Source organism: Nostoc sp. CmiVER01 (assembly GCF_034531135.2).
In the GTDB taxonomy this organism is placed as follows: Bacteria; Cyanobacteriota; Cyanobacteriia; order Cyanobacteriales; family Nostocaceae; genus Nostoc.
The window spans coordinates 281,691-306,564 of record NZ_JAVRBU020000009.1; the positions used below are offsets into that span (position 1 = coordinate 281,691).

21 protein-coding genes are annotated in these 24,874 nt (G+C 39.2%); 16 read left to right on the forward strand and 5 right to left on the reverse strand.

Features of this window, described 5'->3' with window-relative positions; genetic code table 11:
* Positions 1–356: 356 nt before the first annotated feature.
* Entirely contained in the window at positions 357–857 is a 501-nt protein-coding gene (locus RMZ43_RS17495; protein WP_322656113.1) for a hypothetical protein, read from the reverse strand.
* A 682-nt stretch (positions 858–1,539) separates the two neighbouring features.
* Here RMZ43_RS17495 and RMZ43_RS17500 point away from each other — a divergent pair.
* Positions 1,540–2,217, forward strand: a complete 678-nt coding sequence (locus RMZ43_RS17500; RefSeq protein ID WP_322656114.1) for a phosphoribosyltransferase — start codon at positions 1,540–1,542, stop codon at positions 2,215–2,217.
* Positions 2,218–2,462: 245 nt separating this feature from the next.
* On the opposite strand, the gene speB is transcribed toward RMZ43_RS17500, so the two are convergent.
* Both speB and RMZ43_RS17510 read right to left on the reverse strand, forming a co-directional pair.
* Positions 2,463–3,506, reverse strand: a complete 1,044-nt coding sequence (gene speB / locus RMZ43_RS17505; RefSeq protein ID WP_322656115.1) for an agmatinase SpeB — start codon at positions 3,504–3,506, stop codon at positions 2,463–2,465.
* A gap of 86 nt (positions 3,507–3,592) precedes the next feature.
* Positions 3,593–5,185 (reverse strand): FAD-dependent oxidoreductase, encoded by a 1,593-nt coding sequence (locus tag RMZ43_RS17510; protein ID WP_322656116.1) that lies wholly within the window; start codon positions 5,183–5,185, stop codon positions 3,593–3,595.
* Positions 5,186–5,434: 249 nt separating this feature from the next.
* Here RMZ43_RS17510 and RMZ43_RS17515 point away from each other — a divergent pair, with 249 nt between their 5' ends.
* Positions 5,435–5,929: a DUF6174 domain-containing protein gene (locus RMZ43_RS17515; RefSeq protein ID WP_322656117.1), complete on the forward strand. Its 495-nt coding sequence runs from the start codon at positions 5,435–5,437 to the stop codon at positions 5,927–5,929.
* 395 nt (positions 5,930–6,324) lie between these two features.
* Here RMZ43_RS17515 and RMZ43_RS17520 read toward each other — a convergent pair whose 3' ends face one another.
* Positions 6,325–6,810 carry a DUF6174 domain-containing protein gene (locus RMZ43_RS17520; protein WP_322647313.1) on the reverse strand — a complete coding sequence of 162 codons (486 nt, stop codon included), beginning with the start codon at positions 6,808–6,810 and terminating at the stop codon, positions 6,325–6,327.
* A 499-nt stretch (positions 6,811–7,309) separates the two neighbouring features.
* Here RMZ43_RS17520 and RMZ43_RS17525 point away from each other — a divergent pair, with 499 nt between their 5' ends.
* Positions 7,310–7,798 carry a TIGR00725 family protein gene (locus tag RMZ43_RS17525; protein ID WP_322656118.1) on the forward strand — a complete coding sequence of 163 codons (489 nt, stop codon included), beginning with the start codon at positions 7,310–7,312 and terminating at the stop codon, positions 7,796–7,798.
* Between the two features lie 73 nt (positions 7,799–7,871).
* Here RMZ43_RS17525 and RMZ43_RS17530 read toward each other — a convergent pair whose 3' ends face one another.
* Positions 7,872–8,051: an FAD-dependent oxidoreductase gene (locus RMZ43_RS17530; RefSeq protein ID WP_416212473.1), complete on the reverse strand. Its 180-nt coding sequence runs from the start codon at positions 8,049–8,051 to the stop codon at positions 7,872–7,874.
* 1,169 nt (positions 8,052–9,220) lie between these two features.
* Here RMZ43_RS17530 and RMZ43_RS17535 point away from each other — a divergent pair.
* The 13 genes from RMZ43_RS17535 (at position 9,221) to RMZ43_RS17595 (ending at position 24,819) form a co-directional block, all read left to right on the forward strand.
* Entirely contained in the window at positions 9,221–12,295 is a 3,075-nt protein-coding gene (locus RMZ43_RS17535) for a peptidase domain-containing ABC transporter (protein WP_322656119.1), read from the forward strand.
* Between the two features lie 137 nt (positions 12,296–12,432).
* A complete protein-coding gene (locus RMZ43_RS17540; RefSeq protein ID WP_322656120.1) occupies positions 12,433–13,980 on the forward strand; it encodes an HlyD family efflux transporter periplasmic adaptor subunit in 1,548 nt (515 codons plus the stop codon).
* 46 nt (positions 13,981–14,026) lie between these two features.
* Positions 14,027–14,824 carry a peptidylprolyl isomerase gene (locus RMZ43_RS17545; protein ID WP_322656121.1) on the forward strand — a complete coding sequence of 266 codons (798 nt, stop codon included), beginning with the start codon at positions 14,027–14,029 and terminating at the stop codon, positions 14,822–14,824.
* A 432-nt stretch (positions 14,825–15,256) separates the two neighbouring features.
* Positions 15,257–15,610, forward strand: coding sequence for a hypothetical protein (locus tag RMZ43_RS17550; RefSeq protein ID WP_322656122.1), 354 nt, complete (start codon positions 15,257–15,259; stop codon positions 15,608–15,610).
* Between the two features lie 1,007 nt (positions 15,611–16,617).
* Positions 16,618–16,911 carry a hypothetical protein gene (locus RMZ43_RS17555; RefSeq protein WP_322656123.1) on the forward strand — a complete coding sequence of 98 codons (294 nt, stop codon included), beginning with the start codon at positions 16,618–16,620 and terminating at the stop codon, positions 16,909–16,911.
* Between the two features lie 78 nt (positions 16,912–16,989).
* On the forward strand, positions 16,990–17,298 hold the full coding sequence (locus RMZ43_RS17560; RefSeq protein ID WP_428850747.1) for a hypothetical protein: 309 nt from the start codon (positions 16,990–16,992) through the stop codon (positions 17,296–17,298).
* A 651-nt stretch (positions 17,299–17,949) separates the two neighbouring features.
* Positions 17,950–18,381 (forward strand): hypothetical protein, encoded by a 432-nt coding sequence (locus RMZ43_RS17565; protein ID WP_322654460.1) that lies wholly within the window; start codon positions 17,950–17,952, stop codon positions 18,379–18,381.
* A 526-nt stretch (positions 18,382–18,907) separates the two neighbouring features.
* The gene (locus RMZ43_RS17570) at positions 18,908–19,957 is read left to right on the forward strand and encodes a calcium-binding protein (RefSeq protein WP_322654459.1); all 1,050 of its coding nucleotides are present in this window, start codon (positions 18,908–18,910) and stop codon (positions 19,955–19,957) included.
* Positions 19,958–20,118: 161 nt separating this feature from the next.
* Positions 20,119–20,727, forward strand: coding sequence for a calcium-binding protein (locus tag RMZ43_RS17575; protein WP_322654458.1), 609 nt, complete (start codon positions 20,119–20,121; stop codon positions 20,725–20,727).
* A gap of 203 nt (positions 20,728–20,930) precedes the next feature.
* Complete coding sequence (locus RMZ43_RS17580; RefSeq protein ID WP_322654457.1) at positions 20,931–22,265, forward strand: calcium-binding protein; 1,335 nt, start codon at positions 20,931–20,933, stop codon at positions 22,263–22,265.
* A gap of 98 nt (positions 22,266–22,363) precedes the next feature.
* Complete coding sequence (locus tag RMZ43_RS17585; protein ID WP_322647324.1) at positions 22,364–23,029, forward strand: DUF938 domain-containing protein; 666 nt, start codon at positions 22,364–22,366, stop codon at positions 23,027–23,029.
* A 161-nt stretch (positions 23,030–23,190) separates the two neighbouring features.
* Positions 23,191–24,012 (forward strand): NADPH-dependent oxidoreductase, encoded by an 822-nt coding sequence (locus RMZ43_RS17590; protein WP_322647325.1) that lies wholly within the window; start codon positions 23,191–23,193, stop codon positions 24,010–24,012.
* 18 nt (positions 24,013–24,030) lie between these two features.
* Complete coding sequence (locus tag RMZ43_RS17595) at positions 24,031–24,819, forward strand: SDR family oxidoreductase (protein WP_322654456.1); 789 nt, start codon at positions 24,031–24,033, stop codon at positions 24,817–24,819.
* Positions 24,820–24,874 lie beyond the last annotated feature (55 nt).

Below are 24,874 nucleotides of genomic sequence, written 5' to 3' on the forward strand. Positions count from 1 at the left end.
ATCAAAATGCCCTATAGCGCTACGGCAATCAAGTAAGAATTTAGAACCTTCAGACTTCGTTAAATTAGGATTTACACACAGGTAACGGAAAATCGAACCACAGAGGAAGCAGAGGAATAAGAGTTTGAGGTTTTTTTGCGTAAGTCCTATGATGAGAAGTTTTTTGGAAAAGATAACCTACACCTCTAGCTGGTAAAATAGGTTGCGAGAAAAGCTTGCAATACTTTTGCCTCACTTTCGTAAGCGAGAGTTCAATAAAAGTAATTTTAGATAAAGAATACTATAGAACCGTAGTGGAGATTTTGCTCAACTCAAACTTACCGGATACAAGATTTTGCAAGTAATCTCAGGCAATATTAAGCGCTAATCGCTTGTTGTTCAGCTTCAACGAACTGATTTTGAGGTACATCAAATCTAATAGTACTAGCTGCCCAGTCTTTTAAATCGGGTGCTAGCCAAACTAGCTTACGCAGAATTTCATCATTGATCCACAACACCAACGGAAACTGGAACTCTTTCCGAAACTGATTTCGCATAATATTGGTACTGATGATTAGTTGGTTAATTTCTATTACAGATTCTAAACCCCGTACCATCAAAGCTTCGGGTTGAGTAGCACCAATCGCAGTTGTAATAGCTGTATACAATGTGTTAGTTGCAGGTGAAAGCAGGATTTCGTGGATATCTGTTGATGAAAATTCTGTTAACACATTCAGCACTTGCTGCTGCCTTTCAATACTGTTACAACAAGCTAATATCAGTGAGAACTCCCCACCTGAAACCATTATTGACCTTGCCAGCCTTTTAGTGGCTGCTGTGCTGTTAGCGCCGTTTTCCGAATTACTTAAGCTGATCATAAAAAAAATCCTACTTTGAATTTTAAAAATATCTGACCAATATTCAGTTATTTTACCCTGTGTACTTTTATTCAAAAGTGTTAAAGCAGTAATTTCCCTAAGGTTTTTGTTTAATATCAATCATAATACTACGTATTATCTTCTAAGGATATAGGATATTCTGTATTATCCCACACTTAATAATTAAAGGATAATGTAAAGGTAGTACTAAAATCATGTAAGTAAAAGATAATGCAAGCATAAAGAAGCAATTGGCAAATTAAAATTGTAATTATCACTGTATTCATAGATTTTGGCATCTTCCGATAGTTAAGTAATTATATTTTAATATAAAGTTAAAAAACTGCTCAGTATAAGCTTAACAATAAACATTGGGAAGTGGGAAAAAGTTAACTAGCAACTGGTTTACTGTCGCTTATAGTAAGCTTTTTCCGTTGCTAAACCATTTCGGGGCGGGTGTAGAGTGGGGAGTAGCGAAATGGGAGCAGCCCAAAATGCGAAAATCTTCCTCTGTAAAGATTAACTCATCCGTTTGATAGAACTGTAAATTGAAGATGTCGCTTCGTTAGTCAGAGGGCACGGAATTGTTAGCTTTCTAAAATCAGTTCAGAACTAAAAAAAGTCAAGGGCAAAACCATGTAAACACTTAATTTTTTTGTAAACTAATCAGGAGTGCCACATCATGCAATTCAAAGACCGGAAGTTTGCAGGTCAAGTTTTGGCTAAGAAGTTAGCCGCTTATACTAACCGCCCAGATGTTTTGGTATTAGGGCTACCAAGGGGTGGTGTACCTGTTGCCTTTGAAATTGCCAAAGCATTAAATGCTCCAATAGATGTTTTGGTGGTACGTAAATTGGGTGTGCCCGCTCAAGAAGAACTAGCTATGGGAGCGATCGCTTCTGGTGGAGTGCGGATAGTCAATGAATATATAATCAGCTTGGTGAAGATATCCGATGAAGTAATTGCTAGGGTGGCAGTGCAAGAAGAACGGGAGTTAGAGCGGCGAGAACGGCTTTATCGTTCAAATCGCCCCTTGCCAAATTTACAAGGACACACGATTATTTTAGTAGATGATGGTTTAGCCACGGGTTCAACTATGTGGGCTGCTGTGGTGGCTGTGCGAAAGCAGCAACCCGCTCAGATTGTGATTGCTGTACCTGTCGGCGCACCCGAAACTTGTCATGAGTTAGAAGCTAAGGTAGATAAAATTGTTTGTATCTTGACACCTAGCCCTTTCCAAAGCGTTGGTCTTTGGTACGAAAACTTTCCCCAAACTACGGATGAAGAAGTCTGCGACTTACTCGCAAAAGCGCCAGGGGGTACTTCTTGCTGGGGAGAGAACCCCATCCATACATATTAGACCTCTTGGCAAAAGTGCTTTTTGCACTCTTGGGGAAAAGGGTTCATGTTAAAGGGGAAAAGGACGATACAGAAGTTTTTCCCCTTCCCCCCGCCCCTTATCCTCAGAGGGGGCCCCACCTTCCCCTTTTCCCGACTTATGCAAGAAGTCTATTGGGGAATTCTTCGAGAGTGAGAAACCAAAGAGTTGCTGTAGTCATCGCCATGAGTTTAGTATCATTCCCACTCTGCTACAATTTCTATCTTTTATATTTTCTGCTGAGATAAATCCATTAAATTTGCCAGCTTGTAAACTACCCGCGCTCCAACATTACCATCCCACTCACCATCACCGACTTCGCAGATATCAAAACCAATAATTTTTCTCCCACTATTGACTAATTCCCGGAATAGACAAAATGTTTGCTCTAATTCCAACCCACCTGGAACAGGAGTACCTGTACTTGGACAAAGTTTGGGATCTAGACCATCTGCATCAAAGCTAATGTAAACAAACTCAGGTAAATGACTGATAATTTCTCGGCATAAATCAATCCAAGTTGTTCCAGAGTAAAGCTTTTGTTTAATGGCTGGGTCGTAATATGCAATAATGCGACTATCAGATTGGTCAATCATTTGCACTTCATCATGACTAATATCGCGCAAAGCTACCTGCACTAGCTTGGAAATTTGCGGTATTTTCATCGCATTAAACATAATAGATGCATGAGAAAACTCAAATCCCTCATACGCATCACGTAAATCTGCGTGGGCATCAAGGTGCAAAATGCCATAGTTTGTGTACTTAGCTGCTAATGCTTGGAAATAACCTAACGGCGAACTGTGATCCCCACCAATGACTGCAACTCGCTTACCATTATTAATTGCTTGCTGGCAATTTTCAAACAGCCATTGATTTACCTGTTGACAAACTTGATTAATTTCTCTGAGAACAGGTGTTAAATCTGGTGTATCTGAGAGTTCTTTACCTTGGGCTAATCGTTCAATAATTTTTGCTGCCAAAGCGCGGTAATATGTATTTTTCTCTAAAATATCTTGGGGAATTTCCACCATGAAAATTCCCTGCTTCCAACCATCAGGGTTATCAAAATCGAACAAATCTAGTTGAGTCGAAGCATCGAGAATTCGTTGTGGACCATTAACAGTGCCTGCGCCATAAGAAACAGTGACTTCCCACGGCACACCAAAGACAATCAGGTTTGCAGACTCATAATCGCAGGGCAAACCCAAGAGGTTGCCATTTACTTCACCGATGCCGCTAGGATTGTAGTCTTTTAGTTGATTACTCATCGATTATCTTCTGGATTTACGTGGATAGACAGCACGCCGCCTAGTGGACATCTGCATTGTAATAAAAATTTTTCCCAGACGGTAAACTACAGCGCCTTTATTACTTGGTCGTAATTGCGGCGATACACTTGTTGGGTGTACTCCTGCCATTCTTTGTCTGATGAGTGGGGCGATCGCTTTAATGTTGCCTGTTGCACGTATGCCATCAAAGGGCGACGAAGACACTCATATTTCTCAAAGGCTTTGGCTATAGCTTGGAGATCATCCCAGTTATTCTCCTCAGCAATTTTAGTGATGAGTGTTGTAACTACTAATGCATCTTCAAATCCTTGATTAGCTCCTTGAGCCATGAAGGGAGGCATTCCATGTGCTGCATCGCCAACTAATACGATTCGCCCCATACTCCAGGCTGGTGGAATTTTGGCAGGATCAGCTTCAGTATTAAGGTCAATTGGGTTAGAAACTTGTAGAGAATCCGAAATAGTAGCGCGGTGAATGTAGTATGGACGCTGCTGCATCTTGTCAAAAGGAGATATACGCACTAATTGCTTGAGCGCATCAGGAAAACCTGCTTTCTCCAATTCCTGCAAAGCTAAGTCAATTAAAGAACTTCCAGACTTTCCTTGCAATGAGTCTAAAGGCAAAGCAAGATGTATTATGTACCCAAGTTCACCCGTTGGTCTGCGAAATAATATTATCCTGATGTTATTTATACAAACAGAGTTTTCAGATATTTCATCATTAGTGATTGTTACAAGTGGTGAGTTTTGAAAGAAATCTTCTTCTAGTTTCGTGCATAGTTCCTTTTGTACTTCAGATATTTCTCTACAAAATATAGCTGCAAACCCAGAGTATTCAGGTCGGGCAAAATCATGATATTGAGTATCTGTGTAAAGCAGCCTACGAACTGTAGAATTAATCCCGTCTGCTGCAACAACTAATTTAGCTTTAATCGATTTTGTTTCTAATTCTTGGGAGGTAATATCTGAGTTTTGGGGCTGTATATCATTATTTTTCTGCCCCTCTGCCCAATACGCGTAGGGGTTGGTTTCTATTCGTGTGTCACCTACACAATCTATGCGGATACAACCTTTTTCCGGCTCATTCACAACATTAATACAACGGTGATTAGCTTTAACTCGGTCTTCTGAAATTAGCTGTCTGAGGGCTGTCTGCAAATTATACCAAGAAATTGACACTCGACCCTCGCCATATTCTTTAAACCAGTCATCAAAACTAAGCGAAATTGAATTAATTATCTTCCCCTGTAAATTTTTATAAATCCATTGAGGTGAAACCTTTGCAGGTTGTTGCTTTTGAACAGATTCTACAGTTTCGTGGTCATTCGACTGCTTGGGATTCAATAAGCCAAGTCCAGTTTTTTTGACTTCTTCGTAAGCATTAGGATCTAAGTATTTGAGAGCTTGTAATCCATTGGGGAGAAGATCCACTGTTTGTCCAACTTGACGAAAGGCGCGAGTTTGATCGATGACAAGGACATTTTCAATACCACGTTTACGTAAGCCAATAGCAGTTGCTAACCCAACAGGCCCAGCACCAACTACTACAACATCGTAGATTTCTTGAGGATTAGAAGAGGAGATAACAGACGCGGCTAAGGTATCAGCTTTAGTTGATGTGTTTGTATGTGTATGAGGACTTGATTTAGTTTCTAGCATATTTTTATATACAATAATCTTGGATAGAAGCTGGGCAAAATGGAAACCTATAACCCTTAATTTACATAGGATCAGACAACGATATTAAAATTAAATACAAAAAGTTAGATATTTTGCCGTGTTGAATGCGATCGCAGTCTGTCTAGATGAGTGTCAAAAATAATTTCATTTTTTTGGCAATGGTCTTGAAGCACGTTAAACTCTTAAGAAGTTAAACTACTAAAAAATTCAAGTTAAGGATGGATTTATATGCGCTTACCAATTGCAATTACTGCCATTTTAGTCGCGTCTCTAGGTTTGAGTACACCTGTAATATCTCAACCTCCTATACAGGTAGCTCAAAAACCAGCGTCTAATAGTTTCGCTTTAGAACAATTTAAGACTAATTCTCGATTATGGAGAAATAAAAGAATCTATAACTATCGCTATGAATTTACTAGAAGTTGCTTCTGTTTCCCCAAAGCCACAGAACCAGTGATTATTGAAGTGCGTAATGGAGTCACCACTTCCATTACTTATAAATATAGTAAAAATCCAGTAGATACAGGGTTATTTGAAAAATACAATACAATTCCTAAACTCTTTAATATCATTAGAAATGCGTTCATTCAAAGAGCAGACAATTTGACTGTACAATATAACCCGACACTTGGCTATCCTACTCAAATTAACATTGATTATGATAAGCAAAAAACTGATGATGAAATATTCATTATAATTAGTAATCTGCAACAAATCAAGTAAATATAGCTAACGAAAACATTCATATAATAGTAATAGAAAATTATTGATTTGTCGAAAAAGGCTAGTTCAGCCATTTTCTATCTAAAAGTTGGGGCAGCAAAATCAAAAATATTGAAATATAACAACCTGCCCCTTAATTTAACTAGTTTTCCATCAGCAAATATTTAGGGGGGTTGCTTTTGTTATTTTGTAGAAGTAATATCAGGTTCATTGGTATCAACTTAAGTTCAAACTTTTAATCCACCTCTCAATCCCTCCGTGGTTGCGGGGAATTCGGGGCCCCCTCTGGGGATTAGGGGCAAGGAGACATGTCATTAACAAACAGAGTTATGAAATTTTCTTAGTGGGGATTTATTGGATTGTCAAAAACAGTGTCATCGCTTTATGTATGAACCCTAATAAAGTACTTCAAAATTGCTAATTGTAGTAAATACTCCAGCATCGGCAGCTAGATTACCGATATTAATTTGGGTTGGATAACCAAGTTGTGGGTTGTACACTACAGTTAACTCGGATTCTCCACTATTAATTGTATTCCGAATCAAAGTAAAGAGTTTAGAAGTTGTACTATATTGTTGTAATAGCTTTGGATCTACTCGCTTACCAGTTTGAGCATTCGTGATAGATTTTGTGATGCCGTTACGTACTTCAATGATTACTGGCCCTCTAAAATCGGGAAGACAAAAACAATTATTGCTAAGTGTATAGCGATAGTTGTTAATTTTTTTCTGGTTCCACAATTGGCGATTAATTCTTAGCTGTGTTAAGTTCGAGTTATTAATCTCTGCTTTTGCTCCATTCGTAGGAGGCACAGACATTACTGGAGCGTTCAAACTCAAAAATGCTACTAAGATTGCACCAATAGCAATAGGTAAGCGCATATCAATCCTTTGTTGATTAACGTTGAGTTATAGTTTCAGTGTGACTAAATAGGATTCCAGAGAGTTGAAATCACTTTTATTTGACACAGTTTATTTATATAGAGAATCCCCAAGCGCTCGTAACAGCAGGAATATTCTCTACTACAAACTGAAAAAATCCCATAAAACCATACAATACTATTCACCTCAAATTTTGTGTTTTATGCAAAAAACAAATAATTAACTTAGAAGCCAGGATCAGGTAAACTCCAAAACCTTAGACTAGATAAAATTTTCAGGAAATTAAATGTTCATTTATATAGTAATGATAATCATTTTAAGGCATAAGTGAGAGACGGATACAGCCGAAGATAAGCTAATTTATATTTTGTGAAAAGAATTAATTTATTTTATCATTACATCAAATTTTACAATTATCTAGTAAGAATAGCTATACCCATATAGTAATTGCTCTAGTAAGAGCAACTACTTATAAAATGCTGTTAGAAATTGAAATTCTATGAGAAAAATTATCGTTGGGGTGATGGGGCCTGGAAAAAATGCGACAGTAAATGATTTACAAAATGCTTATACACTAGGTCAACTTATTGCCAAACAAGGATGGATTTTACTCACAGGTGGTAGAAATGTAGGTGTAATGGATGCAGTAAGTAAAGGTGCAAAATCTGCTGAGGGTTTAACTATTGGTATTCTTCCTAGCGATAATCAAGATAGTATTTCTTCTTCAGTAGATATTGCTATTTTCACAGACATGGGAAATGCTAGAAATAATATTAATGTTCTCACTAGTGATGTGGTAATTGCCTGCGGTATGGGTGCAGGAACTGCTTCAGAAGTCGCCTTAGCTTTGAAAGGAAATAAGCAAGTAATTTTGTTGACTAATGATGAAGAAAGTAAGATTTTCTTTAAAAAGCTATCAACAGAGAATGTTTATATTGTGGAGAGTGTGGAGCAGGCGATCGCTACTGCCAAAACAATCTTATACTAATTCGTAATTTGTAATGTTTAAGTCCAGTTAGTTAAGCTAATTGAATTGTTGTTCTAGAGCGCATACGGCTTGCTCACCAGACCAAAAAAGGCCATGCACAGTAGCTGGATTGGTTGGATGTTAAGCCCCGCCAGCAAAGTATACTCTTTCTGTGCCGACCACCAACGCGATCGCTAGCTTCCAATACCGTAACATTGTATCCCTTAGTTTTTAATAGCCGTGCAGCACCTAACCTCTCTGTAACACCCTGCAATAACGCACTTCTGCCTTCTGAATGACAGTTTTACTAAACAGATATAAATCACGAAAGTCTTACTGCATCTAAGTTTCTTAATTGCGAATGGGCGAAAAAGCGAATTGGTATAACTGGCGACCAGTCTTTTATCATTGGTAGACTTTGTTTTTATCTCCCGACAAAATGACCGAACCGGGAATATTATGCGCTGTTATAACTTGCATCATACTATGTGGTCTATTTATTTAAAGATTTAATGTATAAATGACTGAAAATTATATTTTTTTTGCTAAGATTTCTTCTTTATGTAATATTTCAAAAAATTTACACGAAAATAGGCATAAACATATTCAAACTTTAAGTTAATCAGTGTAAGCTAAGTAGGTAGACATAAATAAACCTAACTATGTAACTAAATACAAAAAGCTTTAAGCTCTTGTCATTGCTTGGCTTTGTTGCGTACCCTTATCTACGAGAGGCTGCGCCAACGGGAACGCCAGGGGCGAACGCGAGGACACATAAGTTATAAATTTTCTTACCCACTTAATGTAAATATGTTTCTCGCAAAACCATTTTAACCACTCGCACTAATTCCGTTCTAGGAGGTGTAATAAATTTAATGTACTTGTTTAAATAGGTGTTTAAAGAGACTAAACATGACTGTAAAAAGATTGAGTTTAGTAGCTTCTAAACAAGCCAAGCAATATTGTTGAAGTGAGATTTTTATTGACTAGTAAAATCTCAAGAAATCATGATGTACTTTATAGTTTTTCTCACTTTTTGACTGTAGCCTGCCCAAAGCCAGCTTTTTAATCTTAAAGGCTACGGGCTGTAGACTGAAGCATAACCTACTAAATTGATTTTAATACCTTGCTTGGCAAAGGTGTAGATGCTTTACTTCAAAATTATTTTTCAACCTTTTGCTAAAAGCATGAATCTTGTCGCGTCCGAAGACACCTCAAGGGTTGATGCTTTGCGAACATTAAGGCTTGGTTAGGCAAACATCTAGCTAAAAAACATAGCATTCACATTAGTAATTGTTAAATAAAAATACCTTTTGATCAAAAAAACTCTTTTCTTCTAGGAAGTTTAGAGTTTCTTCGCACAATAAAAAAGTATCAACGAATACTTATTGTTAATTTTTTCAATTTAGACCAATAGCTAAATTTCGTCTTGGAGGTTAGAAAATGCCACCCGTGCTTTCTAGGGAAGATGTAGGCGAAAGGCTCTTGTACACCTTGGGTGCAAAGCTTTCAGACAAAGAATTACAAAACTTCTTGGCAACAATGGAAATTGTGGAGCCACCACTAGCAAAGCAGTTCTGGCAATCTGCACAGACGAATCCTGGTATCTATATTATCCTTACAGGTAAAGTCCGACTGTTAGATAGCTCTGAGAATTTAATCACTACCTTTGGTGCATGGTCTGTTTTCGGTGAATTGACTCTTTTTCCTGAAGCTGACTTTAATCCTTATGTAGTCAGAGCTTCGACAAACTTAAAGCTTGGCTATTTTAAGCAAGATGCATTGCAAACATTGATAGATAAGTATCCTAATATTCGCGATCGCCTTTTTGCCCGTGCAGAACTTTGGGATTTACTATTGTTATGTCGCCAAACCTCACAATTACCGTGCCATACTTCACTTGTACCAGGGATGCTCAAAGCTTTATCTCTCTTTGAGCGACAGCATTTAGAAACTGGTCTAACTACGCAAGTATCGCAAGATTCTGAGTTATGGCTATTGTACAGAGGCCAACTGCGGCATTCTGAAGGTCATTTTTTGACACCAGGCAGAATCTTTGCCCAACCAAAACAAGGTAATTGGCAGGCAACTCAACCAACAATTGCTTACATTCTGAAAAAGGACTATTGGCAAACAGCACTAGAATACTTGCCGGAGTTAGGGAATTGGGGACTAGGGAGTGGGGAGTCGGGAGAGACGCGATTAATCCCGTCTGTAGTAAAAAGTAGGGAAAAAACTTCCCAATCTCCAAAATCCAAAATCATTCCTTTTCCCCAACAAGATCAGCAGTCACAACAACCAAAAAAAGCACGTTTTTACTTTCCCAGTCCACAGGTGCAAGTGGGGCATTGGTGGAGACGCCTGACTAAGAGCTATCCCTTCTATGCACAACAAAGCGCTGCCGATTGTGGCTCTGCTTGCTTGGTGATGATTGGTAACTATTGGGGCAAGCATTTTAGTATCAATCGCCTGCGGGATATGACCAACGTCAACCGCAGTGGTGCATCTCTAAAGGCTATGGCAGCAGCAGCAGAAAACTTGGGTTTTGCCACCCGTCCGGTGAAAGCCACTCTTGATAAATTAGCAGAACAACCTTTACCTGCAATTGTCCACTGGAAAGGCAACCACTTCATCGTTGTCTATGAAATCACTCCTAAGCGGGTGATTGTATGCGATCCGGCTCTTGGTCAACGCAGCCTGACAAAAGCTGGATTTCAAGCAGGTTGGAGTGGTTATGCATTGTTACTGGAACCTACAGCTTTATTACAAAATACTAAAAACGAAAGTACAAGCTTCTGGAAATTTTTTGAGTTAATCAAACCTCACTATCGGACACTATTAGAAATCTTTATAGCTTCGGTATTAATCCAATTATTTGGACTGATAACACCAGTATTCACTCAGTTGTTGCTCGATAGAGTACTTGTGCAACGTAGCGTTACAACCCTAAACGCTATTGGTTTGGGGATGATTATTTTTGGGTTATTTGGTGTGGCTGTCAACGCTGTACGGCAATATCTTCTATTTCATACTGCTAACCGCGTTAGTATCGCCTTACTCGTAGGTTTTATCAAACATACCTTCCGCTTGCCTCTTTCTTATTTTGAGTCGCGTTTTGTTGGGGATATAGTCTCACGTATCCAAGAAAACCAAAAGATTCAGCAATTCCTCACCGGTCAAACACTCTCCATCTTGTTGGATATGCTGACATTGGTGGTTTATTTGGCCTTGATGTTCTCTTATAGCTGGCGGATGTCATTATTCGTGCTATGTACTATACCACCATTTTTTATCTTGGCGCTGGCTAGCACAAGTATTTTGCGCCGCATCTCCAGAGAAGTTTTTAATGCAGGCGCTAAAGAGCAAAGCTATCTTATAGAATCCCTAAATGGAATTCGTACCGTCCGCTCATTGTCAATTGAACAGACTGTGCGCTGGCGTTGGGAGGAACTACTGAATGATTTGGTCAAAAAAGGCTTTAATGCTCAAATAATTGGAAATCATCTGCAAATTATTAGTGGCGTTATCCAAACTTTTGTAAATACTGCATTGCTATGGTATGGAGCGACCCAGGTAATTAATGGCGAACTAACGATTGGACAATTAGTTGCTTTCAATATGTTGGTGGGTAACGTCTTGAGTCCTTTCCAGAGGCTATCTATGCTGTGGAATCAATTGCAAGAAATCGTGATTTCCACCGAACGCATAAATGATGTGTTGGAAGCGGAACCAGAAGAAAACTTAGCAACTAAACCCCGGAAGGCGTTGGGTAAGCTGCGCGGTCACATTAACTTTCATAATGTCACCTTTCGCTATCACTCAGAAAGTGAGACTAACGTCTTAGAAAATCTTAACTTTGAAATCCAGCCGGAACAGATGGTTGCAGTGGTGGGGCGCAGTGGTTCTGGAAAAACAACTCTAAGTAAATTGATTTTGGGTTTATATCCACCAACAGATGGCAAAGTACTCATTGATGGTCGTGACATCACTAGTATTTCGTTGCGATCGCTCCGTTCTCAAATCGGCGTTGTAGACCAAGATACCTTTCTCTTTGGTGGGACTATTCGGGAAAACATTGCGATCGCTCATCCAAATGCCTCTTTAGAAGAAATTATCCAAGCAGCAAAATACGCTGGAGCCGATGAATTTATTCAAAAACTACCGATGGGTTACGAATCCGAAATTGGTGAAGGCGGCGGTATGCTTTCTGGTGGACAACGCCAACGCCTAGCGATCGCTCGTGCTTTGCTCGGAAATCCTCGGTTATTACTGTTTGATGAAGCCACCAGCCACCTAGATTCTGAATCAGAACGAATTATTCAAAACAACCTCAAAACAATTCTTCAAGGACGCACAAGTGTAATCATTGCCCATCGCCTCTCTACAGTCCGCAACGCTGATTTGATTCTAGTTTTAGATCAAGGCGTTTTGGTAGAAAGCGGTACTCACGACGAATTAATCGCTAAAAAAGGTCATTATTACTACCTGAATCAACAACAACTGACTCAAGTCAGTTGAGATGGAATATTGGGCATTGGGAAAGACTTGTTGGAAGTTCTAAACTTTTGTCACCTTGTCCCCTTGTCCCCTCTGCCCCCCTGCCCCCCTGCTCCCCCACTCCCTACTCCCCACTTACTATTATCGGAACTAAAACTATGCCATCTCCCAATAGATCATCCCCACTTCCTCAAGATCAGATAGATAAGTATCAAAATCACACACAGCAAGAGGAATCTGTAGAGTCTAACGAGCAGACAGAGGTAGAAAATGACAGTCAAGATTTGTACTACGGTACTGAAGCATTACTCAATGCTTTACCTCGGATTTGGACTCGTGGTTTGTTGTATGTACTCATAGCATTTGCTGGTTTGTTCTTACCTTGGGCAACTCTCTCGAAAGTAGATGAGACTGGTAGTGCTAGAGGACGTATAGAACCTAAAGGGGCAACTCAAAAATTAGACGCTCAAGCTGGTGGGACTGTCAAAGCAGTTATGGTCAAAGAAGGAGATACAGTTAGAGCCGGCCAAGTTCTAGTAGAACTAGAGTCTGAAGTTTTGCAAACAGAACTACAACAAGTCCAGAGTAAATTGCAAGGGCTACAAAATCAGCGATCGCAATTAGAACTGCTCAAAAATCAACTCTTAATTTCAACTAACCTCTTAGAGCAACAAAATAAATCCCAAGAATTAGAAAAAATGGCTCAAGTTAACCAGGCGCAGCAAAACCTGGATGCCAAACTGAGTAGCTATAACCTCCAAAAGTTAGAAAAGCAAGCATTAGTTAAGCAAGCACAGCAGCAAATTTCTACCAATCGAGACGATCAAGAATCGGCTAAAAGCCGTTTGAGTATAGATTCTAAGCAAGTTCAACGTTTTAGCAAACTCGTTCATGATGGGGCAGTTTCTGATACCCAAATTGATGAACTCAAAAAACAAGAACAAGAAAGCAAACGACTTTATAAAAAGTCTGTATCAGATATTAAACAAGCTCAATTGCGTTTAACCCAAGAGCTAAATAATTATCAAGTAACTATCAATACGTTGGAATCTGATATCAAACAAGCAAAACTCCGACTGCAAGAGGAACAAAGTAGTTATAAAAGTTTGATGCAAGCCGGGGAACTGGCTGTAATGAAAAATCAGGAACAGCTAAAAGACCTAGAAGCGCAAATAACAGCAGTACAATCAGAAATCGCTCAGACTAGAAGCCAGATTACATCTATAAAAGTTCAGATACAGCAACGAGTGGTGCGATCGCCACTTAATGGGGTGATTTTTGAATTACCCACCACGAAGCCGGGAGCAGTAGTACAACTCGGTCAAAGGATTGCCCAAGTCGCACCCAAGAATGCAGACTTCATACTCAGAGCTAATATGCCTAATCAGGATAGTGGTTTTTTGAAGCTAGGAATGCCAGTTAAAGTCAAGTTTGATGCCTATCCCTTCCAGGAGTATGGCATCGTACCAGGGAAAGTTACTTGGATCTCTCCTGACTCGAAAATTACCCAAACTCCCCAAGGGAACATTGAAAACTATGAGTTAGAAATCACCTTAGATCAGCAGTATGTCGAAAATGGCAACAAACGTATCCCATTAGGTGCCGGTCAGACAGCAAATGCTGAAGTGATCATTCGCCAACGGCGCGTGATTGATTTTGTCTTAGATCCGTTCAAGAAACTGCAAAAAGGCGGTTTAGAGATTTAGTCAGAATGCCCAATGCCCTTAATTAAATTATTGGAGATATCGTGTTATGCCCCATAGTCTGACAATTTCTAGTTCAGATATCATTCACAGCCTCAAACTTTCCTGTCAGATACCTGATGTAGTCGAAGCGATCGCATCGCAAAGCATTATTACCGAAGCAGCCAAAGAGTTGGGAATCACAGTCACACCAGAAGAACTACAGCAAGAAGGAGATAGCTTAAGGTTTGCTAAGAAGCTTGTTAAAGCTAAAGACACCTGGACATGGCTAGAAAAACACCACCTGTCTGTGAATGAGTTTGAAGAATTAGCCTACAACAATATCCTTTCGCGGAAGTTAGCAAATCATCTATTTTCTGCTCAACTCGAAAAGCACTTTTATGAACACCAGCTAGATTATGTCGCCGCCGTTACCTACGAAGTCATTTTCGAGGATCGAGACTTAGCTTTAGAACTTTTTTATGCTTTAGAAGAAGGCGAAATCACTTTTCCTGAAATTGCCCGTTTATATATTCCAGAACCAGAACTCCGCCGTGCTTATGGATATCAAGGACTTCGATATCGCAAAGATTTTCGCCCAGAGATTGCAGCAGCTGTATTTGCTGCTGTACCACCAAATGCCCTCAAACCGATTACGACTCCCAAGGGAGTGAATTTAATTTGGGTAGAAGAAATTATTCAACCCCAATTAGATGAACAATTGCGCCAAAAAATCATTACAGAATCATTTTCTAATTGGTTAAAGCAACAAATCAACGCAATGAAAATTATCACTCAGATAGACTTGGATACAAATGTGCGATCGCAGGAAGAATTGCCAGATATGTCATTCACCAAAACTAAATAGGTTATGAAATTCCAAATCTTTTCGCATCTAAATATTTTCTCTAACTTAAGATAGATGTCTATATCTTGACAAAATAATATATATCTAAGTATTGTTTGCTTAAAAATTAAATAATTTTCTAATTTAAGAGTCTTGTCAATACGTCTGAAGACAGATTATTTTTACGTATAAATAATAATTAAAATAGTTAAAAAACTTGGTAGACAGTAATAATTTCAATCAGTGCCTAGATTTGTTTGCTATTTTTGATAATTTTAATTAATGCAAATTCTCACAATTGTTCGTCTGATAGATTAATTATTTTAATCAGACTACTTTCAAAATAGTATTGTTTTTCTTTTAAGAATAAAGTATAGTAATTGAGCGTCAGGAAGTAACAATATTTTATGTCAAAAAAACTCAAAAAAATTCTCAGTTCCAGGAGAGACTCAAATGATTATTTCTGATCTAAACTACTTGGGAAATTCCTTTGATGAAATTTTTGGTGGTCGTGGTAGTAACATCGCCAACGCCTACACTGCAACCCCGACAGTTACAGCTAATGTTAATGAAAACTTCACCAACACAATTACCACTAACTTAGCTGGTTTAACAGGAAATGTTGCTGAATTAGTTGTTAGTGCTGATGCTACTGGAAACAGAACCTTCACCAGCGTTATTGGTGGTGTACAAACCGAAGCAAATCGCTCTGAAAGTTTCGTTAATGCTATTTCTGCTACCACTCCGAATCCTACTACCAGCCAAGGGGTTGCAGGGATAACTACCCACAAACACTACTGGTACTAACCCAAGTTTTTAAACGTGGAATTGAAAACTTGAAAACCGCAATTCTTACGCTACATGTCTCGAAAAACATCTTTTTTTGAGTGAGCTTCAGACTCACAGCTAAAGTTTAAAAATTCCTTCTTGTTCCCTGTTAAGACTTTCTTTACCTTTTCTGGTGAAATAAGTCATTGAACTCTAACTAGATGAACAGTTGCACTAAACAAATCATTACAGAATCATTTTTTGATTGGTTAAAGCAACAAATCAAGGCTATGAAACAGTTACTCAGATAGCAACACCCTTGGGTTAAAGCTAAAATACTTTACCAAAGTTAGTTTTTTAAGGTAGATGCATACTCCTACGGAGAAGCAAGCTACGCACAGCGTCTGTCGGCTACACGCTATATGTAAGCCTCCCGCAGGGAACGTAGAGAAGCAGCTTGCTGCATGTCCTGTCTGTTAAGACTGGTAAGCTAAAACACATCTAATTTGCATATCAATATTTTGTAGAGCGGGCTTTCCGGCCCACCCTAAAGAATGCAATTTGAATGCTGATAAGCTTATTTGACGTTGATATGTTATTTACCAAACTAAATAGGTTATTAGGTTCCAAATGTTTTTTAGTTAACTATTTTCTCTGAATTAAGGTAGATATCTCTAGTGTTAGAAAATGTTAGCAATGCTGGTATTGGTTTCTTAAAAATTTAATATTTTTCGCTTTATCTATTTTGTAAATACATTTGCAAAACGCTAAATTAGTGCGATTAAAAACTTAAATTAAATCGCTACAAAACTTGCTAGACAGTAATTTGATTTATTGCTGTCTAATTTTAGTATGATTTTTTTAAATTTCAACAATGTATGTAAAAGCGTTTTTAAGCTATAAAAATATTGTTTTTTAAATAGGTTTTTATAAAAAAGCTATTGACTTTTTTGATAAATAAATTATAGTAATTATGTGGCTAACAAAAACAACTTTGTAACGCCAAACATTCCGCCCAAAAACTAACACTTTCAGGAGAAACTCAAATGATTATTTCTGATCTAAACTACTTGGAAAATACTTCAGAGGAAATTTTTGGTGGTCGTGGTACTAACATTGCCAACGTCTACACAGCCGACAAGAGAGTTACAGCTGTTGTTAATGAAAGCTTTACCAAGACAGTTAACACTAACTTGGCTGGTATCCAAGGCAACACTGCTGAATTAGTTGCTAGTGCTGATGCTACCGGAAACAGAACCTTCAGCAGCGTTATTGGTGGTGTACAAGTTGAAGACAATCGCTCTGAAACTTTCGTTAACGCCATTGCTGCTACCGTATAGTAATTATCTGTCTAACAAAGACAACTTTGTAACGCCAAAGATTCCGCCCAAAAACTAAACTTTTCAGGAGAAACTCAAATGATTATTTCTGACCTAAACTACTTGGAAAATACCTCTGAAGAAATTCTTGGTGGTCGTGGTACTAACATTGCCAACGTCTATACAGCAGACAAGACAGTTAGAGCTGTTGTTAATGAAAGCTTCACCAAGACAGTTAGCACTAACTTGGCTGGTATCCAAGGCAACACTGCTGAATTAGTTGCTAGTGCTGATGCTACCGGAAACAGAACCTTCAGCAGCGTTATTGGTGGTGTTCAAGTCGAAGACGATCGCTCTGAGACTTTCGTTAACGCTATTGCTGCTACCGTTCGTAATCCTGGAACTTAATCCAACTGGATTAGTTAAGCTGAAGCCTAAAAATAAAAGCAGGTTAGAGCGAGCATGAAAACCAACACTCCATAGCAATTGTTTTGTTGATTTATCTTATACTCTACTCAACCTACTGTTTGGATGTTCAAAAATTGCTGAAAACTATAAGTAAAAATAGTTTTCAGCAGTTTTCTAAATTCGGTTTAATGTTAACACAGTTAATTAGAAAGCTGCAAGACTTCCCACTTTATTCAACGCCCTCTTTGTTAATGTAGGAAGTCTATTGTCAAGTCAAGTAGGTTAGGGCCTTCAAAGTTCAGTATCTAACAACTGCCACACTTGAGCTTTAATATCATAACTATCTGTCAAATTAACAGGAAAGAGGGCAGGGAGCAGAAAGCTTGGGGGAGAACCCCATACTTCGGCTACGCAGTTCGACTGCGCTCACTGTAAACTCAGTAAATATAAATAAATTTAGGGCTGCTGAAAGCTTAGACGCATTATTTATTATGCTCTGCATCTTGAAATAAGTATCTAACATTAAGCATAAATAAATTTATTTGCCCTAAAACCCTCTATTGCTGACAAATCATACCATTTTATTCCCTGCTCCCTGCCTCTTTTGGTCAAGTGCATATTGTATATCTAACAAGATCAAGAGGAAATCTAATGAGCAGTATTTTTGTCACAGCTCTATCCTACCTCACTAGGAGGGGTGCCGGTGGTAATATTAAAGTTAGGAATACTTCCCCTAAAGGTTTAACAATTAATACGAATGAAGAAGTTTTCGTACCCGGAGGAACATCGAATAGAAGTACTGTGATAGCCACCAATGCCTTCACTAAAAGTAACACAAGCGATTTGCTATCGGTAGGTCAAAATGACGGTACTTTCCTCAGCAACTTAGGCACTGATACACTTACCAGGGGTGCTGATGGTAGTTTATTTCTTGGTACAACAACTTCTGCTTCAGGGCGTTCTAATGTAAGGACTGATTTTAACACATCTTCAGATGATGGGATTGGGATAGTAGCAACTAATAACCTGTTAAACAACTTCGGATTTACAGGCTTAAATTCGATGCTTGATAGTTTCCTGTGAGGGACTCAATTAGCCTATCTTTAGGGCAGTTTTTACAAATCGAAATATTTTTGGATAAAACAATAATTGTAGCAATGAATCTAGCGCTCAAAAATAGCTAAAAGGATGTTTTAAAAGTTATATCATTAGTATAAAAACCTTTTAAATCCTCCTAAATTCCTCTTTTTTAAGAGGATTTTGATTCCGGTTACTCATTTTAAAAGGGTAGCCATCATGGAAACAGGGCTTTCCATGCTACTTCCTTTTTATGTTTAAAGACCCTGCATGTAGCTTGCTTATTTGTAGAATACAACGGTGGAACCGTACACCAGTAGGCATGGGTTAGGGAGATCGATAAAGTGCCTCTAAATTACAGCCAAATACTTTTAAAACATCCTCTTCTACCATTTCACTAAAATCCTGATACAAATTCTTTCCTCTCTGCTCCCCTGCTTGCCTAAATGTATCAACCTTAAAGTGAAACGGTATTCGATAATTATCCACTACACATTGGCAACTTCAACTAAGAATTTGCGAGGTAAACAATATGGTATCTATACAAACAAGTGGCAGCAACGATATAGGAAACATTAATAATGATAAGATAGCGAATCTTTTTAATCGTACTAACGATATCTTAACAGGGGGAAGCCTTAATAACAATACATCAGGAGGTCTGAGTGGCATTTTACAAGGAACTAACGACAACGATCGATTAAATGTTCCAAGAGGAAATGCTAATACTAAGAATTACACGATTTTTGGTCTTGGTGGTAACGATACTTTGACCGGGGGAGGCGGTAATGACAAAATATTTGCAGGTATCAGTGGTAATTCCCTATTGAATGGGGGAGATGGGAATGACAAATTGTTTGGCAACCTGGGTGACGATACCCTAAATGGGGGTAGCGGTAATGATGAACTGAGTGGAAGTCTTGGTGATGATTTGCTAAATGGCGATAGTGGCAATGATACGCTTCTTGGAAGTCTCGGCAATGACACCCTAAATGGGGGTAGCGGTAATGATGAACTGAGTGGAAGTGCAGGGGATGACCTTGTGTTTGGGGATGCTGGCAATGACACCCTCGATGGAGGTCAGGGTAGTGACGTAATATTTGGGGGCGCTGGTGATGATATTCTGCTTGGAGGCCCTAGCGGCTCTCCTGATGCTCCTGAAGGATTCTTTGAGGACTTTCTCGTAGGGGGTGCTGGTAGTGACACTCTGAATGGATTTGGCGTTAGTGGAGGAACATCAAAAGGTGATGGGACAGCAAAATTATTTGAAAGAGATGTGTTAGTAGGTGGCGGTGCGGTTGACGCAAGCGGCAATGTCACAAATGTTTCTGGCGATGGCGTGAAAGATGTATTTGTGCTTGGGGATGCGAAAGGCGCTTTTTATACAGATGCTGGCGAGAAAGACTATGCTACTATTTTGGGCTTTGAGAAGGGTATCGATCAGTTGCAACTTAGTCCAGCTGTGACTTATAAACTTCAAACAGCCTCTGTGATAGACAAGCTTGATACTTTGATTTTTGCCCAACTTCCTGGGGGTGCTGACCTAATTGCAATTGTAGCAAACGTTGACCTAACTAGATAGGTATGGCTAATCATCAATAGAATACGAGATTAGCAAGACCTTGTTTTTGGTCAAGAGTAGTATATATGCGATCGCCCTACTTGAACCAAAAATCTAAACAATATTTAAGCAGCACAGATACACAGAGAATAGTACAATCTACAACTTTGTGAGATAAAAATATGGCAACCTTACAAGGAACTAGCGCCGATGATACCCTGAATGGGGGTAGCGGTAACGATAGCCTGAATGGAGGTCTTGGTAATGACTTGCTTTTTGGGAATGCTGGCAATGACACCCTCAATGGAGCTGACGGTAGTGACGTAATATTTGGAGGCGCTGGTAATGATAACCTGATTGGAGGTCGTAGCGGCTCTCCAAATGCTCCCCAAGGATTCTTTGAGGATTTTCTTGTAGGAGGTGCTGGTAGTGACACCCTCAATGGATTCGCCCTTGGTAGAGGAACATCATTTGAGAGAGATGTCTTAGTTGGTGGCGGTTTGGTTGACAATAAGGGGGACATCACAAATATTTCTGGCGATGGCGTGAAAGATTTATTTGTGCTTGGGGATGCGAAAAGCTCTTATTATATATCTGCTGGCGAGAAGGACTTTGCTACTATTTTGGGCTTTGAGAAGGGTATCGATCAGTTGCAACTTAGTCCAACTGTAAATTATAAACTTCAAACAGCCTCTGTGATAACTAAGCTTGATACTTTAATTTTCGCCGAACTTCCTGGCGGTAATGAGCTAATTGCGATTGTAGCAAACGTTGACCTGACTACTAAATAGGTATGGCTCGTCATTAATAGAAAATATTAGCAATACCTTGTTTGTGGTCAAGATTAATATAGATGCGATCGCCCTAGAGAACCGCCATTACTGCTGAATGATGAGATAGTGCGATCGCTACACCCAAAATTCCATAAAGTAGGATTGCATACACTCATACAGCTTCGTAGACATAGTACTTAACAGGATAAACAGAAAATATTATGCGACCACAGACACTATTTTTACAGCCAATTGTAGATCCAATTCCTAATCCCAACCCTAACTTTGCTAACGCTACAGGGATTGCTTCTTTCTCAAATTATAGTCAAAAGCCCTCAGGAACTTTGACTACCACTCAGATCAAGACGTTGGTTGACAGTGGCATTGCTATTGCTACAGTTCAAGGCGCAGCTGTTTTTAACAATGACCCGACTTTTTCTTCACTCTTTAGTGACATTAGTGGTATTGGATTAGATGGTTCTTTCTCAGGAAGTGCCAAGACTGACATGCAAGTTATTGCTAGTTTTAAAGTTGCTGCTAATAAAAAATTATCTTTCAATTTCTCCGCAGACTTAGCATTAACAGCTAAAGAAATTGAAAACTCTGCTACTGAATATAACCAGTCTAAGGGAAAAATTAGTTTCTTAGCATTAGATACCACAAATCCTGATAAACCTAAAGTATTAGATTATTTCGGTATCCAAGGTAAGTTAATTTCCTCTGAGTATATTGCTAATTTAGAATATAGTAAAAGTAGTAACGTTACTATCAAGAGTCGTCCAGAAACTACTGATATTGATGGCAATAATGGCAAGGACTCCATTACAGGAAAAGCCATTGGTAGTTATCAAAAAACCTTTAAGCATAATACCAACATAACAATAGTACAAATAAATGCCAATAATATTAATTTTTTCGGAGATACTTTAATTAACAATTTAGGTAAAGATGTTATTTATGGCACGATTGGAAAAGATAATCTGAAAGGAACTAACAGTAAAGATAAAATTTATGCCAGCTTAGGGGATGACAAACTGGACGGAAGGGAAGGCGATGATATCCTCGAAGGTGGCGAAGGAAATGATACCCTAGATGGAGGACAAGGCAATGATAGCCTAAATGGTGGTTCGGGTAATGACGTTCTGATTGGTGGTACTGGAAATGATGTTTTAGTTGGTGGCGACGGCCATGACAAATTTGTTTTCAATGTTGGCGAAAGCTTCTTGGCAAGTAAGCTTGGTGCTGTTCAAAATTTACTAGTTGGTATTGGTATCAATCTCGGTCTTGATAATCTCTTCAACGTTAGCGATAAATTATTAAAAAGTGAGTTTGATGTCATTCAAGATTTTAAAATTGGTACCGATAAGATTGAATTCAAGGGTTGGGGTGATATTAATGCTGACAGTTGGTTACATGAGATGTTTTCTCAAGGAAATATAATCAATACTAAAGATGGCCTCCTTTTGAATTTTTATTCTGGAGAGACTCAAGAAACATTACTGTTATCAAATGTAAATTCTAAGCAGTTTAGCTCTAATTCGCTCATATTTTCTTAGAGTTATTAATAATGCTTTGTGTAATTTTTAATCTCTGTTTCCTAGAGTTTTTAGACAATAACTACTAAGATGAAATCAGATATGTAAAAACGATACGAATGACACTACAAGACGCACGAGAATACGCACCAGCAACCGAGCGCAATCGTGAACCAATTTTAGAAGTACTTTTACAAGTATTGCCTAAGACTGGCACGATCTTAGAAATCGCTAGTGGTACTGGTGAACACGCAGTCTTTTTTGCATCCAGACTCAGAGATTGTATGTGGTTACCAACAGATACAAATCCACAAAGAAGAGCCAGCATTATTGCATGGACTGAACACCTTGGATGTAATAATATCTATCCACCGCTTGAACTTGATGTTAGAGAACCAGTTTGGGCAGTGGAAGAAAGAACAGTAACCCAGTGGCTAGATACCTCGCCAATTACCGCCATCGTCAACATCAATATGATTCACATTTCACCTTGGTCAGCCTGTCTGGGACTAATGGCAGGAGCAGGTCGTATCCTGAAAGCAGGAGGTATCCTCTATTTGTATGGGCCCTTCAAACAAGGTGGAGAACATACAGCACCGAGTAATGCAGCTTTTGACAACTCTTTACGCGCCCAAAACCCAGAGTGGGGTATACGTAACTTGGATGATGTTGTAGCAGCAGCTAGCGCACAAAATCTCACCTTGAAACAAACTTACCAAATGCCAGCTAATAATCTTTCAGTAGTGTTTCAACGAAAATCGGCGGGAATCTCATCTCCACAATAGGATAACAAGAATAGCCATATCAAAAAAGATGTGAGTAATGGATACCCCCCAAAGATAGAAGTACGGAATACGGCGCTGTGCGCCTGTTCCTCAAGAGTTTTCAGTTAGCTATCCTTATAAAACAACTGAAAATTTCCGAAGTGTGAATCTTAAAATTGATTATGACTAATCCTACAGAATTACTGCGATCGCGCTACGGTGAAATTCCTTTCAATCCCGAAATTGAATGGAATGATTCGCTAACAGCACTACTATCTCACCGTTCAATCCGGTCTTATCTATCCGATCCCTTACCGCCGGGAACTCTAGAGTTGCTAATTACAGCCGCCCAATCTGCATCTACTTCTTCTAATTTGCAAACTTGGAGTGTAGTAGCAGTTGAAGATCAACAACGCAAAGAGGAGTTATCTAAGTTAGCGGGGAATCAAGCACATATTAAGCAGGTTCCTTTATTTTTGGTTTGGTTAGCAGACTTAGCGCGTTTAAGTTACGTTGCAGATAGTCGCAGCATATCTCATGATGCGCTGGAATACCTGGAAATGTTTGTGATGGCAACAATTGATGCAAGTTTGGCAGCGCAAAACGCAACAGTAGCAGCCGAGTCACTCGGTTTAGGAACAGTATATATCGGTGGAATCCGCAACCACCCGCAAGAGGTAGCAGAGATATTGAATTTGCCTTCCTCTGTGTATGCTGTATTTGGGCTGTGTGTAGGCTATCCGAATCCAGAAGTAGAAGCAGCAATTAAGCCACGATTGCCACAATCAGCTGTGCTGCACCGCGAAACTTATAAATTGGCAGATCAAGAAGAAGCGATCGCTCATTACAACCAGATCATTAAAGAATTCTATACTGAACAAAAGATGAATGTCCCTGGCGATTGGTCAGAACACTCAGCCCAAAGAATCGCAACCGTAGAATCACTGAGAGGACGCGATCGCTTGCGGGAAGTTCTCAATCACCTTGGCTTCAAATTGCTGTAAACAAAAAGAATCAAAATTATGGATTTGCAACTCCGTGGCAAAATCGCCTTAGTGACTGCTGCTAGTAAAGGTTTGGGCAAAGCTACAGCGAAGCAATTTGCCCGTGAGGGTGCAAAAGTTGCCATCTGCGCCCGCAGTGAATTAATTGACAAAACTGCTGCGGAGATTGCAAGCGAAACAGGCACAGAAGTGCTATCTCTGCGTGCAGATGTTACCAGTAAAGCAGATATTGAGCGGGTAATAAATGCCACAGTAGAGAAATTCGGCGGGTTAGATATCCTCGTTACCAATGCCGGAGGGCCACCCGCAGGCACTTTTGATGATATTGATTTGGCAACTTGGGAAACTTCTATCAATTTGACTTTGCTCAGTACAGTCCGCTTGGTAAAATTCGCTTTACCTCACTTACGCCAATCTACAACACCAGCGATTCTCACCATCACCTCAACCTCAACTAAACAACCAGTGCAAAATCTCGTGTTGTCTAATTCCATTAGATTAGCAGTGATTGGTTTAACTAAAACTCTTAGCCAAGAACTGGGTAGCGATAAAATTCGCGTCAACAGCATTCTACCAGGCTGGACATATACAGAACGGGTAGAAGAATTAATCAACGCGCGGATTGCTAAAAGTGGTGAAACAAAAGAAGCAGAAATAAAGAGAGTCAGTGCGACAGTTCCTTTAGGTCGAATTGGGACACCAGAAGAGTTTGCTAATGTTGCTGTCTTTCTGAGTTCACCAGCCGCATCATTTGTGAATGGAGTCATGCTGCAAGTAGATGGCGGAGCTATTCAGGGCACATTTTGAGCTTTGACAACTAATTTTATGATGAGGTTGGTATTAGCCTCAAGCGTATCTGTAT

What these genes read in the sequence shown, in the direction of transcription:
- RMZ43_RS17495 (WP_322656113.1), bottom strand. Translation starts at nt 857, where the DNA reads ATGATCAGCTTAAGTAATTCGGAAAACGGCGCTAACAGCACAGCAGCC.
- RMZ43_RS17500 (WP_322656114.1), top strand. Translation starts at nt 1,540, where the DNA reads ATGCAATTCAAAGACCGGAAGTTTGCAGGTCAAGTTTTGGCTAAGAAG.
- speB (WP_322656115.1), bottom strand. Translation starts at nt 3,506, where the DNA reads ATGAGTAATCAACTAAAAGACTACAATCCTAGCGGCATCGGTGAAGTA.
- RMZ43_RS17510 (WP_322656116.1), bottom strand. Translation starts at nt 5,185, where the DNA reads ATGCTAGAAACTAAATCAAGTCCTCATACACATACAAACACATCAACT.
- RMZ43_RS17515 (WP_322656117.1), top strand. Translation starts at nt 5,435, where the DNA reads ATGCGCTTACCAATTGCAATTACTGCCATTTTAGTCGCGTCTCTAGGT.
- RMZ43_RS17520 (WP_322647313.1), bottom strand. Translation starts at nt 6,810, where the DNA reads ATGCGCTTACCTATTGCTATTGGTGCAATCTTAGTAGCATTTTTGAGT.
- RMZ43_RS17525 (WP_322656118.1), top strand. Translation starts at nt 7,310, where the DNA reads ATGAGAAAAATTATCGTTGGGGTGATGGGGCCTGGAAAAAATGCGACA.
- RMZ43_RS17535 (WP_322656119.1), top strand. Translation starts at nt 9,221, where the DNA reads ATGCCACCCGTGCTTTCTAGGGAAGATGTAGGCGAAAGGCTCTTGTAC.
- RMZ43_RS17540 (WP_322656120.1), top strand. Translation starts at nt 12,433, where the DNA reads ATGCCATCTCCCAATAGATCATCCCCACTTCCTCAAGATCAGATAGAT.
- RMZ43_RS17545 (WP_322656121.1), top strand. Translation starts at nt 14,027, where the DNA reads ATGCCCCATAGTCTGACAATTTCTAGTTCAGATATCATTCACAGCCTC.
- RMZ43_RS17550 (WP_322656122.1), top strand. Translation starts at nt 15,257, where the DNA reads ATGATTATTTCTGATCTAAACTACTTGGGAAATTCCTTTGATGAAATT.
- RMZ43_RS17555 (WP_322656123.1), top strand. Translation starts at nt 16,618, where the DNA reads ATGATTATTTCTGATCTAAACTACTTGGAAAATACTTCAGAGGAAATT.
- RMZ43_RS17560 (WP_428850747.1), top strand. Translation starts at nt 16,990, where the DNA reads ATGATTATTTCTGACCTAAACTACTTGGAAAATACCTCTGAAGAAATT.
- RMZ43_RS17565 (WP_322654460.1), top strand. Translation starts at nt 17,950, where the DNA reads ATGAGCAGTATTTTTGTCACAGCTCTATCCTACCTCACTAGGAGGGGT.
- RMZ43_RS17570 (WP_322654459.1), top strand. Translation starts at nt 18,908, where the DNA reads ATGGTATCTATACAAACAAGTGGCAGCAACGATATAGGAAACATTAAT.
- RMZ43_RS17575 (WP_322654458.1), top strand. Translation starts at nt 20,119, where the DNA reads ATGGCAACCTTACAAGGAACTAGCGCCGATGATACCCTGAATGGGGGT.
- RMZ43_RS17580 (WP_322654457.1), top strand. Translation starts at nt 20,931, where the DNA reads ATGCGACCACAGACACTATTTTTACAGCCAATTGTAGATCCAATTCCT.
- RMZ43_RS17585 (WP_322647324.1), top strand. Translation starts at nt 22,364, where the DNA reads ATGACACTACAAGACGCACGAGAATACGCACCAGCAACCGAGCGCAAT.
- RMZ43_RS17590 (WP_322647325.1), top strand. Translation starts at nt 23,191, where the DNA reads ATGACTAATCCTACAGAATTACTGCGATCGCGCTACGGTGAAATTCCT.
- RMZ43_RS17595 (WP_322654456.1), top strand. Translation starts at nt 24,031, where the DNA reads ATGGATTTGCAACTCCGTGGCAAAATCGCCTTAGTGACTGCTGCTAGT.